The sequence below is a fragment of the Priestia sp. YIM B13491 genome, from assembly GCF_042787605.1.
Classification (GTDB): Bacteria; Bacillota; Bacilli; order Bacillales; family Bacillaceae_H; genus Priestia; species Priestia megaterium_E.
Genome location: NZ_JBHZOR010000004.1, coordinates 1 through 16,737, shown reverse-complemented (window position 1 = coordinate 16,737; position 16,737 = coordinate 1). Strand labels below are relative to the sequence as shown.

Genomic DNA, 16,737 nt, shown 5'->3' with positions numbered 1-16,737 from the left:
AATAACGAATCCCATTTTTGTGGATGTTTTTCTTAACCAACCGACATGTTTTACTGTTTACGCTTTCATTATATATCAGATTATTCGAAAAAACATCAAAAACAATCAAATTCATTCAAAAAAAGTCATAAAAACATAAAAAATAGTCAAAAAAGGTCATATAACATAAAAATTACGTAGTCATAAAAGATTTTCACAATACAATTGTAAAAATTAGGGGTAAAGTAGCTAAACTCAACGATGTACTAATAAGCGTTGCACTTGAAACAAATTCTGGCTCAGTATCAAATTGTAGCGCATACATGGTCGTGTTTGCTGCTGTTGGCATAGCGGCCGTAATAATCATAATCTGTTTAACCATGTCATCAACTGGAAGAAACAAAGTAAGTAAATAAGCAACGGCAGGAGAAATGATCAGTTTAATTATAAGTGATAAAGAAACTTTGCTTTTGGCTAAATTTTTAACTGATATTTTTGCCAGCTGCATGCCGAGTACAATCATAACCGTAGGAATTGCTGCATTTGCTACTAAATCTACCGCTTCGAGAACTGATTTTCCTAAATGAATATTGAAAAATTGTAAAAAAGCTCCCAAAAAGGCGCTATATATAGCAGGCATGCGCTGAACAGCACGAACAGCTGAACGTATACCACTTTCTTCTGCACTTCCTTTGGCGGCGTAGTAAACTCCGATTGTACACATCGCCAGCTGTTGAATAACCATTAAAATGATTGCACAGTCAAGTCCTGAAACTCCAAAGATGAGTAAAATCACAGGGGTACCGTAATTCCCATTGTTCATAAAAGAAGAAGCTAATATCATTCCGCATGTCTCTCGAGTGGAATACTTCTGAATAAACGCCACAATATATACAACTATAATTAAAGTAAAACAAAGGGCAAATGTATAAAAAGCAAGATATAAATAATCGAACTGAAATTTTGTCGTATAAAATGTTCTAAAGACTAATATCGGGGACATCAGATAAAGCGCCATGGTGGATATTGTTTTCGTATCGAACCCTATTTTCTTTTGTCCAATAAAACCTAATGCAAATATGCCGAAAATAGGTAATAAAATTGTTAAAAATTCCATTTTAATCACCTGTTTCTATTCTATTCCTTAGAGGAACAATTGAAAAGCCTAGATAGTCAACTCTCTAGGCTTTTCATTCCCTAATTCATGTATGTTCCGCCATTTACATTAATGGATTCACCCGTTATAAAATCAGACATACTTGAAGCTAAAAATAGAACGCTTTCCCCAACATTTTGAGGAGTTCCTAACTTATTTAACGGAATTCGCTTTGTTACTTCTTTCCTGTATTCATCTGTCCATTGATTGCTCATGTCCGTTTCTACAGGACCTGGACATACAGCATTTACAAAAATATTGTGATGCGCCATTTCTAAAGCTAAATGCATCGTAAGGTAGTTAACTGCAGCTTTTGAAGCTCCGTAAGATGGCGCTGCATTTTTATGCGCTGTTTTGGCTGTTGTAGAACTTACATTGACAATTTTCCCATAATTTCTGTCAATCATATAAGGTAAGACGGCTTTACAGAAATATAAAGTTCCATTCAAATTAACATCTAATACCTTTTTCCAATCATCCAAAGTCATTTCTAATGTTGAGCTGCGCATATTGATACCCGCATTATTTATTAAAATATCAACTTTTCCAAAACGCTCTACAGCAGCTCTTACAACCTCGGTTGCAACATTTGGATCTGCTACGTCCCCAGCTTTTACAATACATTCTCTACCTAAGTCCTCAACCTGTAAAGCTAATTCATTTAATAAAGTCTGATTCGTACCGTGTATAACTAATGAGGCACCATTTTTAGCTAAAGTTAAAGCGATAGCCTTTCCAATACCTCTACTAGCTCCTGTAATAATTGCAATCTTGTTTTCCAACAGCATACTTTATCCCTCCGAAGTATATGAAGCTATTAAGACTTTATGAATTCTTCTGAGACACATACATATTTAATAGCTTGTCTAAAATACGTAAAAACGATATGAATTTTTCCATCAGCGCTTTGTTTAATAGAAGGATATGAGTATTCTCTATTTAATTTTTCTTTTGAGTTATTGGTCATTGCATAGCCATCCCCTATTTCAATATCCTTTTTATATGGCCATGTTTTCCCGCCATCTTCTGAAATCGCAACTGTCATCGGTGCTCTAGGCGCTCCCCAAAATGCTTGTCTGCCTTCATCATCTTTTTCAGGCGTATCTTGATTAGCAGACAGAATATCTGTATCCTCTTCATCTTCAATTTCATCATAAAGCGACAGCCTGCGCTCCGTACAATTATCGGCGTTCATATTGTTAAAAACTAGCGCTAAATGCCCGTTATTTAATTTTGTGAATTGAATAGAAGAATTGTTATTAGGTAACTGCGTTGGAATGGGCTCGCTCCACGTTTTCCCGTAATCAGTTGAACGGCTGCTATAAATATGATCAGCCCAGCGGCTGCGGAATAATGCTAAAAGCGTACCATCATCTAATTTTTCAATATTCATATGAACACACCCTAAGCTATTAGGTACTTCATACTCTTCCCAAGATTCACCTTGATCTTTTGAGATTTTCACCGCGCTTATATCTTTATTTCCTGTCCACTTTTGTCCCGGAGGCGTAATACAATAGAAAACAGGTAAAAGCCAATCACCGTTATCTAATACAACAATAGGCTGTCGAATAAAAGTACCTGGCTGATCAAATAAAGTCTCAATAGGTCCCCACGAATAGCCTTCATCTTCCGAAATACGATATCTTACAATCGCTGTATCTTGATTACCGGATTTTTGTGCCGTGTACAATAACCATAATTTATTGTCTGGCGCACGAAATAAAATTGGGTTTTGCTCAGAACGAGCGGAATCGTCTGAAAGTTTTACAGCTTTACTCCATTCTTTTTGGCCTTTTTTAAGTCTTGATAGATAAATGTGAATGTCGGCTATTCCCTCTTGTGTGCCGCCAAACCAAGTGCATAACAGGTCACCATTGTCTAACACAAGTAAATTAGAAGCGTGATTTTGTATACACTCAGAAGGAATATATGCCTCTACATGTTCCAATCCGTCTGGACACATTTTTAATTTTCCATCTGCTACAATAGTCGTTGATTGATTACTCATTACATATCTCTCCTTTTAACGTATTAACGTAAACTAAGCTATTTTCTACTTTGCATCTATATATTCTACAGTATTAGATTCTGTATTTTCAGACTTTTTAGCTTTTCCACCGATAAATCGATCAATTATCATCACGACAAAGGGTGTAATAACAGCAACATACATATTGTCAATACCAAAAGGGTTTCCTAGCAAATACCATGCAGTTGTGAAAATACCAGACATTGCTAAGCCGATAGTTGCACCTCGGTTTGAACTAAAGAATGGAAGATAAAATCCCATTGCAGCTACCACAGCAATAGATGTTCTCAATGCACGAGTGAAAAAAGATAAAGTTAATAGTTCCGGAGCTAAAACTACACCAAGTAAAGGGATGATACCAACAACCACAGAAATAATTCGAGTCATCTTCATCTGTTTTTCTGCAGATGGTTTAGCTTTTGGAACATAAAAATCGTCAACAATTAATGTTGTTGTAGCTAAAGCCACGGTTGAAACTCCAACGAAAATGGATGCTACTAAGGACGTTGCTACAATTGCTGTTAATACTGGATTCATATGTTCTAAGAATACTGGAAACGCATAGATAGGATCGATATTTGGATACAAATATCGTGCACATACCCCAATCACTCCGATTGCCAATGCAAGCGGCAAGCATAATAGTGCTGCATATAAACTTGATTTTTTAGCTGCTTTTGCACTTTTTGACGACGTAATGGCTTGAATAATAAATTGTGTAGAGAAAATAGCCCCCATATTCCCGATAAGCCATGCAAAAATGGTCCCTCCACCAATCGTTCCATCCCATGTAAAGTAGCTTTTTGGCAGTTCGTGCACGATAGGCTTGAACCCACCGCAAAGGTACAATGCCACTCCTACTGTGATCAAGACACCCGCATATTTCACAAATGAGTGAAGAATGGTTACCCAAGCTACCCCTTTCATTCCCCCAAATGTAAAATAAAATGTACTGACAACGGCTGTAATAATAGCACATGTCATCAATGGTAAACCTAACAAAGAAGCAATGGCCGCAGAACCACTCAGGTAGTTTCCTAGATTCACAAGTAAAAGAGCAGCTATCATAATAATTGATACAACCGTTTTTGTAGATCTTCCAAATTTCTGCTCAATTATACCGGAAATAGTATATTTCCCAGTCCCATAAAATTTATTAACCAAAAAGAATGAAAAGAGGAAAAAAGCAATCGTTACCGTAATAAGTGACCAAGAAGCCGCAATACCACCAGTAAATGATGATTCAGCAGTCCCTACTGTTGATTTAGTGCCAATAAACTCTGACATTAATAAGATTCCAACTACAAGCGCAGGCAATGTTTTGGCTGCGTTATTAAATTCCGCGCTGGATTTACTTCTTAATCTCATTGTTAACCATGTTGTAAATAGAATATATACAACAATTACTGCTAAAACAAAAACCAGGCTTGAAGGATTTAATGCTTTCATTATAGATTTCCTCCTATAATAACAACAGAATTTTGATATATGTCGATAAAACTTTCAATATTTTAGGATTTATTTTTCTCAATGCCTCTACCATTTTTTCTGTTCTAAAAAGATTCATTGGTCAGTAGTCAAACGTTTTATGCAGATATTTATTAAGCGCTTTCATTTGTGTTCTGTGAAGAAGTAATAAAACATTACAAAATATAACTCACTGTCTTCAGAGTTCTTTGATTAAAATTAAAATTAATATTATTACCACTACTATACTCATAGTAAAAGATATTCAAATTCCTCCGAAGACATTTTATAAAAAATTGATAACAACGCCACTTTTAAAACTTATTTAAAACCTTTTTAGGCGACAATTCTGCAGCGGACTGGAGAGCAGCTAACATACTTCTTTCATCAGCAATTCCTTTTCCTGCGATATCAAATGCTGTACCGTGATCGACAGAAGTGCGAATAACGCCGCCGTTTAAACCAACTGTAATGTTGACACCCTCTTCTAACCCTAGGACTTTAATAGGCACATGTCCCTGATCGTGGTAACAAGCGATGACAATATCGAAATCTCCGCGAACTGCACGGAAAAATAGCGTATCTGCAGGGTATGGACCTGTAACATTTATCCCTTCAGAAGCTGCAATTTGGATACCAGGAATTAGTTTTTCTTCCTCTTCCCCTTCTCCAAATAAACCGTTCTCTCCAGCGTGAGGGTTAATTCCGCAAACGGCAATTCGCGGGTTTTTATAACCTGCGCGACTCAATGTTTCATGAGCAAGTTTGATAACGGTGTATGTTCGTTCCGGTGTAATAGCATCTATTGCTTTTTTTAATCCTACATGAGTAGTAAGGTGGATGACTTTTAGCTTTGGTGAAGATAACATCATAGAATAATCCTTTGTATTCGTAAGCTCTGCTAAAATTTCAGTATGGCCAGGGTAAGTGTAGCCTCCTTTATGTAACGCTTCTTTATTTAAAGGTGCCGTACAAATGGCCTGTATCTCTTGCTTTTTTGCTAATTCAATCGCTTTTTTAATAAATTTAAACGCTGCGCTCCCAGCTAATGATGAGATTTCTCCAACTGGAAGATCTTCCGGCACTAAGTCCAAATGAAGACAATCAATTACGCCATGAGTAAATTCTCCTTGATTTACCTCGTTAACGCGATGGACAGTTAACGAGGTTTGTGTCATTTTGATCGCTCTTTCTACTATCTTAGCGTCTCCTACAACAATAGGACAACATGCTTCATAAACCGATGGATCTGCTAGTGCTTTTACAATAACTTCTGGACCTACTCCAGCTGCATCGCCCATTGTAATTCCGATAACAGGTTTCATCATATTCCTCCTTTAAAATTCACTTCCATTTTTATTGTACTGTTTAATTATTTGCTTAATCTTACAGAGGGTTCCCAAACATCTTTTTTCCCCTGCAGCTTCGATTTAGCTTTAAGCATAGCTACATCTGTACCAAAACTTCCTGCTTTCGTTACAGCAAAAATCTCTCTTTTATAATCTAACTTGCCAAGTGGTATACCAGGCTCCACTTCGTCAACCAAATGAAGTCTATGAACCTGTAATTGACTTAACACTTGTTGAGCCGTGTCTCCTCCTGTAAGAAAAAGATTAGTAATATTACATTGATTAATTAGATCTACAGCTACTTCTCCCATGGCCATTGAAATATAGTCACTTATTTCAATAGCGCTATAGCCTTGTTTTTTACCAATCTCTTGTGTTTCTTTTACTTCTTCTGAAGAGAATAAAGCAATACTTTTTCCTGTTTTCAGAAATGTTAAAGCCCTCTCTATTACCTGATCTATTTCTTTTTGTCTGGAAACACCGTCTAAAATGATTTTTGATGGGTTCATTTCTACACTAATGGTGTCAGAGTATAGTAGTAGTTGGTTCAGCTGATTTCTTCCAACTTTACTTACGCTTCCAATAACAAATAGCACAGGTTGATCATTTCTTAGAAAACTGACTTTCTTTGTGGATGGCTGTAGTCCATAAGCTTGAGGTAAATAGTTAATTAACCCGCTTGAACCCGACCATACAACAGAAAATTCTGTCTTTTTTATCGTTTCAACGAGACATTTAAGATCTGATTCATGAATTGAATCTACTGTGATGTATGAAATGTTTTGATTTTTGTATGCTTTAAGCTTTTTGAAGATAAATTCATATCCTGCATGAAGATCTTTGTACGAAAGATGACCCACTTCCTTTTGCGCTTGGTTTTTAACCAGTCGGGCAATTAAAGAATCCTTTACGGGAGTTTTAGGATCGTTCGCTACTTCAGTTTCATCTAAACGTTTTTGATTCAGAAAATGTACGCCGTTAATTACTTGTCTTCCGGCGTGTGGAAAGGCTGGAGCGATAAAAACAAAATCAGGTTGAAATACGTCGTAAACAGCATTAATTTCTTGTCCGATATTGCCTCTCATTGTGGAGTCAATTTTTTTGTAAATAACATCAAATGTTTCACCTTGAATTCTTTCACAAACGTTTTTAACTCTTTCGTAAGCCTCTTTCCCTGAAACAGCGCGGCTATCCGTATTAAATATAAAAGCTTCTTTTTTACTTAAATTACTATTGTCGTCGGTTAAAACGACAGAAACATCTAACCCATAACGAACTAATTGTCCTCCGCAATCACTTGCGCCTGTTAAATCATCAGAAATAACGGATATTTTCATAGAATGTCATCACCTTTTTAAACAAGTAATTTACGGTAAATTCCTTCCATATCTTTCAAACTTACTTCTTTAGGATTATTATTTAATAATCGCGTTACTTTTGAAGCGGAAAGAGCTAGCTCTGGAACATCTTCTTCCTTTACTCCATATTCTTTTAGATTTTGTGGGATTTCTAAAACGTTTGTCCACTCTACAATACGATTTACTACTTTTTGAGCTACTTCCGTCTTTGAAAAACCCTCTATTTTAATTCCCATAGGCTCGGCTACAAGGAACAACCGATCTTCAATGGCATCCATGTTAAACTCCATCACATGAGGTAAAAGCATCGAATTAGCTACACCGTGAGGAATTTTGAATTTTCCGCCTAGCGGATATGCTAATGCATGAACCGCAGCAGTACCTGCACTTGTTAAAGCCATTCCGCCATACATAGAACCTACAAGCATTTTTTCTCTCGCCTCGACCGAATTCCCATTTTGATAAGCTTCTATAATACTAGACGAGATGAGACGAATTGATTCTAATGCAACCATATCGCTTATTAAATTTGATTTATTTGAAATGAATGATTCTAATGAGTGAGTAAATGCATCCATCCCGGTTGCAGCTGTGATAGGTCTTGGCAGACTTAATGTTAGAACTGGATCGAGTACCACTAATTTAGGCAGTAAATACTTACTTACGATTCCAATCTTCAATTCTTCATCGGGCAGTGTAACAATCGCATTAGGCGTTACTTCCGAACCTGTTCCTGAAGTAGTTGGAATTAAGATAGTTGGTGTACCTGGGTTTTTAACTAAATCTGTACCTAATAGTTCACGGATAGATTGGTTATTCGTTTGTAAGACTGAAAGAATTTTTGTTGCATCAAGCACGCTTCCTCCACCAAATCCAATTAATACATCATACTGTTCTTTGCTAATGGCTTGAAAAACTTCTTCAATGTTTTCAACCGTTGGCTCTGGAAGAACATCAATATTCACATAGGCTGATACACCTTTGTCAGATAACTGATGAATAAGCTTCTCGACAAAACCTAACCTTTTCATCGATGGTTGAGTAATAATTAAGGCTGACTTGACTTCTGTACCTAATAGAGAAAGGTGTTCTCCTACTTTTTCAATTGAATTTTGTCCTGCGATAAGATGATTTGCTGTTTGAAATTGATAAAGCTTTTGCATCATTTTAACCTCTTTCCCTTATAGTTAGTTTATTTTAAAGTGCATTCTGTTTTTTATAGCCCGCAACCATTTCTTTTACCTTTTCAAGTCCCTCTCCTGATAGTTCAGAGACTGGCAGTTTAGGAGGGCCTACCGGAATTCCATATAGTTCTACAGCTTTTTTCAAAGCCGATGGAAGCGTACCGTATTGGAATGTGTCTCGAAGAGGCTGTAATTTTTTTTGAGCTTCTTCCGCTTCGTTATTAAATCCCTTTAACCAGCTGGTGTAAATAGATACGACAATATCAGGGACCATATTTGCAGTTGCTGCAACTGCTCCTACTCCTCCTGCTTCTAAGGTCTTTAGTATTAAAGAATCCGTTCCTGCAAACACGGAAAAGTCTTTGTCTTTTGTTACATGAATATAGTTTTTGATATTCTCGAAGCTACCGCTGCTATCTTTAATTCCTACTATATTAGGAACATCTGCTAGCTTGGCGACAGTATGGGGTTCTAAGCTCATTCCCGTTTTTGAAGGGATATTATATAAAAGAACTGGTAAAGATGTTTCTTCTGCTATTCGCTGAAAATGAACGATTACTTCTTCTTGAGTTGGTGTAACAAAGTAAGAAGTAATAACAGAAAGAGCATTTGCTCCAAGGTCTTCCATCTGCTTTGACAATTCAATAACTTCTTCTGTACTGTTCCCTCCCGTACCAATAATTACGGGGATTCTTCCTTTGACCTCATCAATGATCACTTGAGCAATTTTTAATTTCTCTTCTTTTGTGAAGAGATGAAATTCACCATTTGTTCCTAAAGCAAAAATGCCGTGGACACCTGATTCAATAAGATGACTAGTTAATTGACGCAGTACCGGTTCGTTTATTTTCTGCTCTTTTGTTAAAGGCGTTAATAACGCTGGAATAATTCCTTTTAACTCCATATTCCTTCCTCCCTACACTATCTATTTGCATTTAGTTAATTGTTTATTTTTGCAACATTTATATACAATTTACTTTTTTAAAACGTTTACAATTTGAATTATATACATAAATGTTTAATTAATCAACAGTTAAAGGTGATAAAATTTAATCTTTTCTAAATTGTTTAAAAATTCAACAGGAAAAACCACTTTATCTTTACTAACTTATAGATAAAGTGGTTTTAAATTCGACTCAATCGAATATATATAGGAAATTTCATTTTAGTTTCCGCCACAGAGTGGTTCGATTTATACCTAGCCTTTCAGCTGTCTTTGTTTGATTCATACCTTCTTCTAACCATATTCTTTTTATGATTTTTCGTTCGATTTCTTCTAACGTTCCGTTTAAATCAATTTCCTGATTGTCACTTGTAACGCGAATAGTACTTATTACTTTCTTTAGATCATGAAGCTCTAAAAAAGCCCCTTCAGCTAATAGTACACTCTCTTTAATAATCTGTTTTAGCTGCTTTATATTACCAGTCCATTCAAAATTCTTTAAGTTTTCGTTTGCATCGCTACGTATCCCTACGATTTGCTTGCCGAATTTTATATTGTATTCTCCGATAAAGAAAAGAGCTAAGCTTTCGATATCTTCTTTTCTTTCTGTTAATGAAGGAAGGTCCAAGGTTAAACTAGCTAATAAATAATACAACTCTTGATCAAAACGCTGTGTTTCAGTTAAGTATTTGATACTTTTACGCGATAAAGTTATAAAACGGCACGTAGTTGAATTCTTTTTCAAGTAACTTGTTAATTGTTTTTGAGTATCCAATTCTAAAAAATCTATATTGTTTAAAATAACGCTTCCATGTGGATTATGGGCTAATAAATTATCATAAGAACTCTTGTCTAGAAGGCGCGCCCATTGTGCTTTTGAGAGGACTTCACAATCTATAATAAGCAGTGGATATTCACGTCTTTCACTATTAACATGAATAAGCTTTGCTAGTCGTTCTTTTCCAGTTCCTTCTTCACCGCTAATCCATACAGGTTCTTCCGTATTAGCATAAATAGTTGCAGCTTTTAAAACACCTTGCATTCTCTCATTTTTTGTGACGATAGTCGTAAGGTTACTTGCAGAGCTTGCTTCGTTTTGTAAAGACACAATTGAGATTCCATCTATACCTTGATTTTCATTGGACTTATATTGATTAATGCGAAACACAATCAATTTTGAATGTGAGGTTTCCAGAGGATATCCTTTTACTGTCCAAAAGTCATCATCCCTACTAAAGACTGTTTCAAAAGAACCTGTGTTACATACAGTCTTTACAGCCTCTTCTACATTGAGGTTTTGTTTAAAGCTGTCAGTAAAATTCTTATTAAAATAAGGATTAGAAAAAATAGCTTGAGACGTTGAATTGTATACAACAATTCCTTCCATTTCATTTTGAATAATATCATAAGACATCAAGTAGTTTTTTTTGAAAGACGAGAGAAATCCATATATTTTCTTTGCATTTTGAAAAGATTTTAAAACACTTTCTTTTCCAGAAGTCAGCAATATACCATTGAGTCCAAGCTTTTCAGCTATTTTTACCGTAATGGCATCTCCAATAATATTTGTATATCCATCTTGCTGTAATTGAACTAAAATAGGCTCGATTTCTTTCTCGCTTTTGACTTTGTATGCAGACATATTGATATCTAGTATTTCACAAATTGTAGAAGCTCCTTCTGAAATAGGAGAGAACCCAACAATTGCTTTTTTTCCTGGGTAACCTTTAGCAAGCGTCAGCACGCGAAGCATATCGTAACCAGAAACTTCAATTTCAACAACCGGGATAGTCAACTCTCTTTGGATGAGTTCCGCCGTTCCTCCTCGACTGATGATGATATCTATGCCATTATGTATTGCATCTTTGGCAAGAGTCAGGCCTTCTTCTAAATCACCTATCTCTACTTGCAACTCGAATTCTTCTTTTTCTCCTAGGGTAATCATTAGCTCTTTTAAACCGTTATAAGGAGCGATAGCCAGTACTTTCATTCAATCACCTTCTGTTGCATTTTTAAACACATCTATAATATATCAAAAAATTGTTTTGATGCAAAATGAATCAACTTACAAATGTTTTAAAAAAAGCTTTATATCGATTAAATATAGGCAAGGCTTGAAAACACGGACAAAGTTTACCTGCTAAATGACCTCTTCTTTTATTAGTACAAACTTCTCTATATTGAAAATATACCCACTCATTTCACCGTTTTTTCACTTTAACATGATATCCTGTAGTATACTTTTGTTTCACGTGCTAATTCCCATGATTTTTTGCTATTTAAGGTTATTCATTTTTATTAGTGGGAAAGTTACATAAATACAACACGTTATAGGGGGACTTTAACATGGATAAGAGAATTGAAACATTAAAAGAAAAACTGCCTGATAATCATAAGGAGGTTGCTGTTCTGACCTCTCATATTTTTGATGCGCTTGATAAATTAACAACTGAACATCGCAGATATGTTGATATTTCGGCAGCAGCCAAAATAAAGCCGAATCCGGATGAAGAGAAAGCTTTTTTTGATACCATTTATCAAGTGAAAACACTCATTATGTCAGAGCTTGAAAAAACCGTTGAGGATATCGAACATAAAGGTGATAAAAACTGGCATAAGAACTACAAAGATGGAATCGAGTGATAGGTAAATAAAACGTTTAAAAGCCTGTGTTTTTTGGAGCACAGGCTTTTTCCCATGAGATTCTCTACACTCTACTGGCTTGATTTGAAGAGCTCTTGGAATTCAATCATTGAAGATTTAATACCGTTACTTTTTCACGAGTCATGGATTCAATACTTTTACGAATGCCTTGAGCACCCATACCGGATCCTTTTATGCCGATAAAAGGAAAATGATCAGGACCGCGTTCCGTGCGTCCGTTGATTTGAACGGATCCTACTTCAATTTTATTTGCAATTGAGAAGGCTTTATTAATATCTTTTGTAAAAACGCTTGCTTGTAAGCCAAATTCTGATTCGTTTGCTATATCAACGGCTTCTTGATCAGAAGCGACGCGGATAATTGGTAACACAGGACCGAATGGTTCTTCCCATGCCACGCGCATAGTATCATTCACGTCATCTAAAAGCGTAGGATAGATAAGGTTTCCTTCACGCTTGTTTCCAGTCACAACTGTTGCACCTTTTCCTAGTGCATCTGCAATTAAAATCTGAATAAAGTCCGCTGCTTTGCTATCAATTAATGGAACGATCGTACATCCATCTTCAGGAGAACCGACTGATAGTTTATGTACTTCTTCTTTTAAAATATTTACGAGCTCGTTTGCCACTTTTTCATGCACAAGTACACGTTTAATAGCTGTACAGCGCTGACCGGAATAAGAAAATGCTCCGCTTATAATATGTTTTGCTGCTTCTTGTAAATCTGCGTCTTCACATACAATACCCGGGTCTTTTCCTCCAAGTTCTAATACAAGAGGAATCATGCCTGCCTTTTTAGCTAATTGAGTACCTGTATTTGTTCCCCCGGTAAATGAAATCATGTTAATGCCTTTATGTTCAACCAAATAATCCCCAATAACAGATCCGCGGCCCGTTACGACGTTTACAAGACCTTGTGGAATACCTGCTTGATGAAGAGCTTCAATCATCTTAATACCGCTGATCGCTCCTTGCGTTGCGGGTTTGAAGATAACGGCATTTCCTGAAATAAGAGCAGGCGCCAGTTTAGCAGCTGCTAAATTTACCGGATAATTAAAAGGAGGAATTGCGAGTACAACCCCTAAAGGCACGCGTTCAACAATGGCAACTTTAGACTTAGAACCGCCAGGAAAACTATCTCCCTTCATGCTTTCCCCGTTCATATGAAGGGCTTCTTCAACTGTATAGCGAATGAAATCTGCTGTGCGCACTACTTCATTCCTTGCATCTTTTAAGCTTTTTCCAACTTCCTTCATAATAATTTCGGCAATTTCACTCTGCATTCTTACCAGCTCATCCGCCCAGTTGTATAAATACTTGGCACGTTCTTGCAGAGAAATTTCTGCCCACCCTTTCTGAGCTTTTTGCGCGGCATGTACTGCTTCATCGACCTCTTCTTTTGTGATAGCCTGAACTTTTCCAATCACGTCATGACGGTATGGAGAAACAATGTCAATTGTCTGCCCTGATTTGCTTTCTTTCCACTCACCGTTAAGATAAAAAGAATAAGTTGATACATTTAATACCGTTGTTGTCATAAAAAGTCCCCCTTAATAAAAGTGAAATTATTATCAAAATTTTCAGTCTTTTTTACGAATGAAAACTCTGTGAATATCTGAGCAAAAAGCATTCTATGTGCATCCATTTCTATACCTTTTTATATCGCTTGTAACTTCCTTAAACTTGTTGTCTTTAAAACAGCAGCTTTTCTCTTTTCGACTCAAAATCAAAGCATCATATAATTCAATGAATATTTTGTATTTTTAATATATATAAATTTCTTTCATTCGTACAATACAAAAAAGTTATCTCAACGATTAATAATGTTAATGATTTATGTCCCCCATACGAAAAAAATTTATGGCTTCCTACTTTTTTAGGGAAAATGGGAGTTTTAAGCTCCCTTGATTATATTTATTTTGAGGGAGATATTGAGGAGATGCCCTACTCTTTTTGTTCTATGTGTTGAGAAAATAAAATAAGGGTATATAATAAATATAGGAAAATGAAGATAAAAGTAGAATATATATTCTAAAGGGAGGGATTTATTGTGATTGTTACTTTAGGTTTTGCGGCATCAATTATTGCTTTGTTTATGCTTTTTACTAATCGGACGTCCAATATCCCGGAAGAAATAATCCATGACACAACAAATGTTAATAAAGAAGAGCAGTATATGTATTATATATAAAGCGTCTTAATAGACGCTTTTTTGTTGTGCTTTTTACAAAGTCTATAGCGGTTAGAAACGCCCCTCACCTATCATTTATCTTTATTTGTCAGTGCCTGATAGCCATAAATAGTTAAGCAGAAACTAATAAACGAAAAAAAGATATGTTTTGGCTTAAAATTGACTAACTTAAATAAGTCCAATTTTTGATACAAGTAGCTTAGCGGAAAAGCAAATAGTGAATCCATAAGTAAATTAACGAAAAAAAATCTTTTAAAGCTGCCAAACGTAAAATGAAAGATCCACAGTGTCCCTATCAAAAAGGGGCCAAAAATAAAGCTGGTATCGTTTAAAATTTTCCCTTTCCACCCTCCTTTTACACTCCACCACTTGTAAGGAATAGCTAATGAGCACATTCCAATTACTAAAGATGAGGCAAAAAGAGAAGCGGGAAAATAGGTTCTCATTGATTTTTTCGGCATAAAAACAAGGGAAATCCACGGAAGAAACAATTGAAGAATTCTGATGACATTGGGCATATTAGTAAATTCTCCTTTCTTATGTTAACATGCCTAAATGTAATCGGATTATGCCTATATCCCAAAAACCGGATAAGCTCTATTGCTCTGTGAGTTATTTACAACCGGTGGAACAATCACAATTAAGACAGAGCATAGCTTCCAGCAAAACGTTTAAGAGCTAATTCTTTTTAAATGAAAATATCTGAATTCAAAATACGACAGACTTCGACACTATCTATTTGTTACTATATTTTTTAGGTTCTATTTTTAGATTGGAACCATTTTTACATAAATCATTCAACAATTTAAGCCTTTAAAATGACGTGGCAAGTGGAGGAAACTTAATGTGTTTCAAATGTAGACTACTGCTGATAAAGATAGAATTTATACGAAAAATGATGATGATGATTGCCCTAGAAGAAGGGTTTACAAGTAGTAATACGATTAAAATCAGTCAGGATCTCGATGTATTGTTAAATCGGTTTGAAGCTACTTGCTAAAAAATGCTGGTGGATAACAGAAAAAGGATCTTTCGATAAGATCCTTTTTTACTGTTGGTAGACGATTATTTGTTTCAAAAAAATGAAAGGCTAACGTTATTTAGTAGCATATTGTGATCTCTCTTTCGTCCTCTATTTAATCATTGTGGGCTTCAAAAAAATCCCACATCATTTTTGAAGCATTAGGACCTTTTGAATCAGTATCCGATCCATTGTCATTTCCTCCTGACCATGCATGCCCCATATCCTCTACCATAATTTTTTTCATCCAGATTTTATTTTCTGTATCTACGTAGTCATACGTTATGTAACTATAATGATTTTCGTTTTCCCTTGAAGTATAAGAAGCTGCATTTTCATGTAGGTCGATACCGAAATTCTTATATGTATAAATCCACTGCTGAATGAATGTAGACGCATTAATTGGATTGACTGTTGTATCTGATTGACCATGAAACGTAATGATGGGAACAGGCCGTGCATAAGGTCCCATTTTTTTATAAGCTTCATCACCGTCAAGCTCAGGATTTAAAGAGCCGTATAGCATGACTTCTCCAGCTGTGATGAGGTCTACGGCATACGCATTACTGCCTGCTGAATGAATGCCTACTGCTTTGAATACATCAGGATAAGCAATAGCCATCACATTTGCCATAAAGCCTCCAGCTGACATACCAGCAAGGTATATATTAGCAGGATCAACAGCATATTTAGCGGTTATGTGATCAATCATATCTTTTATTATGTCTGGCTCTCCATTACCACGAAACTGGTTATACTCATAAAACCAATTCCAGCACCCGTTGGAATTAGCAAAGTAATTCATTTGAGGATAGAGAACAATAAAGCCTTTTTCTTCCGCTAGCTTATTCATCTCCGTACCCGTCGCAAAATCATCTGCATCTTGTTGGCATCCATGAAGCATAACGATTAATGGTACTTTACTTAACCCAGTATATGTACTTGGAACATACACCTTGTAGGTAAAATAATCATCATAATTATACTCTTTCCAAATAGGTTGAAAGAACACGCTCTGTAATTCTATTAAAAACGTAGAAGCAGTTAAAACTGGGTTCGTAAAAAAGGAATATAAAGTATTCATGAAGTTTACCCTCTCTCTATTTCTGATGTATATACTCTTTATTTCGTTATATCACAAAATAATCCTTTTATTGTGACGCTGATCTTTTATATGCCTCTAATTTTTTTTCTTCATTCTTTAGTCGTACAAATTTATAAGGTAAGTTACGCTCTACGTCGGATAACAACTTTAATTAGTTTTATTAAACTTAATATCACGACTATCCAATCAGGAAAATTTTAAAGGGAGTTTTCGTGCGTGACGTTAATCTGAAATTTCAATAGAAATATTGATTGGGATGATTTAGTAATAAACTGCAATTCTGATAGAG

General features: G+C 35.7%; 15 protein-coding genes. 3 read left to right on the top strand and 12 right to left on the bottom strand.

The genetic code is table 11. The features are described from left to right. Window positions 1-193 precede the first annotated feature (193 nt). The 9 genes from ACFX4E_RS15080 to ACFX4E_RS15040 form a co-directional block, all read right to left on the bottom strand. Window positions 194-1,096, bottom strand: a complete 903-nt coding sequence (locus ACFX4E_RS15080; protein ID WP_272767371.1) for an AEC family transporter — start codon at window positions 1,094-1,096, stop codon at window positions 194-196. An 80-nt stretch (window positions 1,097-1,176) separates the two neighbouring features. Beyond that, window positions 1,177-1,923, bottom strand: a complete 747-nt coding sequence (locus ACFX4E_RS15075) for an SDR family NAD(P)-dependent oxidoreductase (protein ID WP_098249951.1) — start codon at window positions 1,921-1,923, stop codon at window positions 1,177-1,179. Window positions 1,924-1,952: 29 nt separating this feature from the next. Further along, window positions 1,953-3,146, bottom strand: coding sequence for a sialidase family protein (locus tag ACFX4E_RS15070; protein ID WP_272767372.1), 1,194 nt, complete (start codon window positions 3,144-3,146; stop codon window positions 1,953-1,955). A gap of 45 nt (window positions 3,147-3,191) precedes the next feature. Then, window positions 3,192-4,616: a sodium:solute symporter family protein gene (locus tag ACFX4E_RS15065; RefSeq protein ID WP_102813350.1), complete on the bottom strand. Its 1,425-nt coding sequence runs from the start codon at window positions 4,614-4,616 to the stop codon at window positions 3,192-3,194. Window positions 4,617-4,948: 332 nt separating this feature from the next. After that, entirely contained in the window at window positions 4,949-5,962 is a 1,014-nt protein-coding gene (gene pdxA / locus ACFX4E_RS15060) for a 4-hydroxythreonine-4-phosphate dehydrogenase PdxA (protein WP_098579509.1), read from the bottom strand. Window positions 5,963-6,006: 44 nt separating this feature from the next. Continuing rightward, window positions 6,007-7,320: a four-carbon acid sugar kinase family protein gene (locus tag ACFX4E_RS15055; protein WP_377258727.1), complete on the bottom strand. Its 1,314-nt coding sequence runs from the start codon at window positions 7,318-7,320 to the stop codon at window positions 6,007-6,009. A 17-nt stretch (window positions 7,321-7,337) separates the two neighbouring features. Continuing rightward, window positions 7,338-8,504 (bottom strand): iron-containing alcohol dehydrogenase, encoded by a 1,167-nt coding sequence (locus ACFX4E_RS15050; protein WP_334036292.1) that lies wholly within the window; start codon window positions 8,502-8,504, stop codon window positions 7,338-7,340. 34 nt (window positions 8,505-8,538) lie between these two features. After that, entirely contained in the window at window positions 8,539-9,429 is an 891-nt protein-coding gene (gene dapA / locus ACFX4E_RS15045) for a 4-hydroxy-tetrahydrodipicolinate synthase (RefSeq protein ID WP_377258730.1), read from the bottom strand. A 256-nt stretch (window positions 9,430-9,685) separates the two neighbouring features. Further along, window positions 9,686-11,458, bottom strand: a complete 1,773-nt coding sequence (locus ACFX4E_RS15040) for a PrpR N-terminal domain-containing protein (protein ID WP_098658500.1) — start codon at window positions 11,456-11,458, stop codon at window positions 9,686-9,688. A gap of 356 nt (window positions 11,459-11,814) precedes the next feature. Between ACFX4E_RS15040 and ACFX4E_RS15035 the strand changes: the two genes are divergently transcribed. After that, window positions 11,815-12,111, top strand: a complete 297-nt coding sequence (locus tag ACFX4E_RS15035) for a hypothetical protein (protein WP_013082749.1) — start codon at window positions 11,815-11,817, stop codon at window positions 12,109-12,111. Between the two features lie 106 nt (window positions 12,112-12,217). On the opposite strand, the gene ACFX4E_RS15030 is transcribed toward ACFX4E_RS15035, so the two are convergent. Then, window positions 12,218-13,669: an NADP-dependent glyceraldehyde-3-phosphate dehydrogenase gene (locus tag ACFX4E_RS15030; protein WP_060747485.1), complete on the bottom strand. Its 1,452-nt coding sequence runs from the start codon at window positions 13,667-13,669 to the stop codon at window positions 12,218-12,220. Window positions 13,670-14,181: 512 nt separating this feature from the next. Here ACFX4E_RS15030 and ACFX4E_RS15025 point away from each other — a divergent pair. After that, a complete protein-coding gene (locus ACFX4E_RS15025; RefSeq protein WP_169305173.1) occupies window positions 14,182-14,322 on the top strand; it encodes a hypothetical protein in 141 nt (46 codons plus the stop codon). A 71-nt stretch (window positions 14,323-14,393) separates the two neighbouring features. On the opposite strand, the gene ACFX4E_RS15020 is transcribed toward ACFX4E_RS15025, so the two are convergent. Next, on the bottom strand, window positions 14,394-14,840 hold the full coding sequence (locus ACFX4E_RS15020; RefSeq protein WP_098791486.1) for a hypothetical protein: 447 nt from the start codon (window positions 14,838-14,840) through the stop codon (window positions 14,394-14,396). Window positions 14,841-15,166: 326 nt separating this feature from the next. Here ACFX4E_RS15020 and ACFX4E_RS15015 point away from each other — a divergent pair, with 326 nt between their 5' ends. Further along, window positions 15,167-15,322 carry an aspartyl-phosphate phosphatase Spo0E family protein gene (locus ACFX4E_RS15015; RefSeq protein ID WP_016763750.1) on the top strand — a complete coding sequence of 52 codons (156 nt, stop codon included), beginning with the start codon at window positions 15,167-15,169 and terminating at the stop codon, window positions 15,320-15,322. 136 nt (window positions 15,323-15,458) lie between these two features. Here ACFX4E_RS15015 and ACFX4E_RS15010 read toward each other — a convergent pair whose 3' ends face one another. Further along, entirely contained in the window at window positions 15,459-16,427 is a 969-nt protein-coding gene (locus ACFX4E_RS15010; protein ID WP_098791488.1) for an extracellular catalytic domain type 1 short-chain-length polyhydroxyalkanoate depolymerase, read from the bottom strand. Window positions 16,428-16,737: the final 310 nt, after the last annotated feature.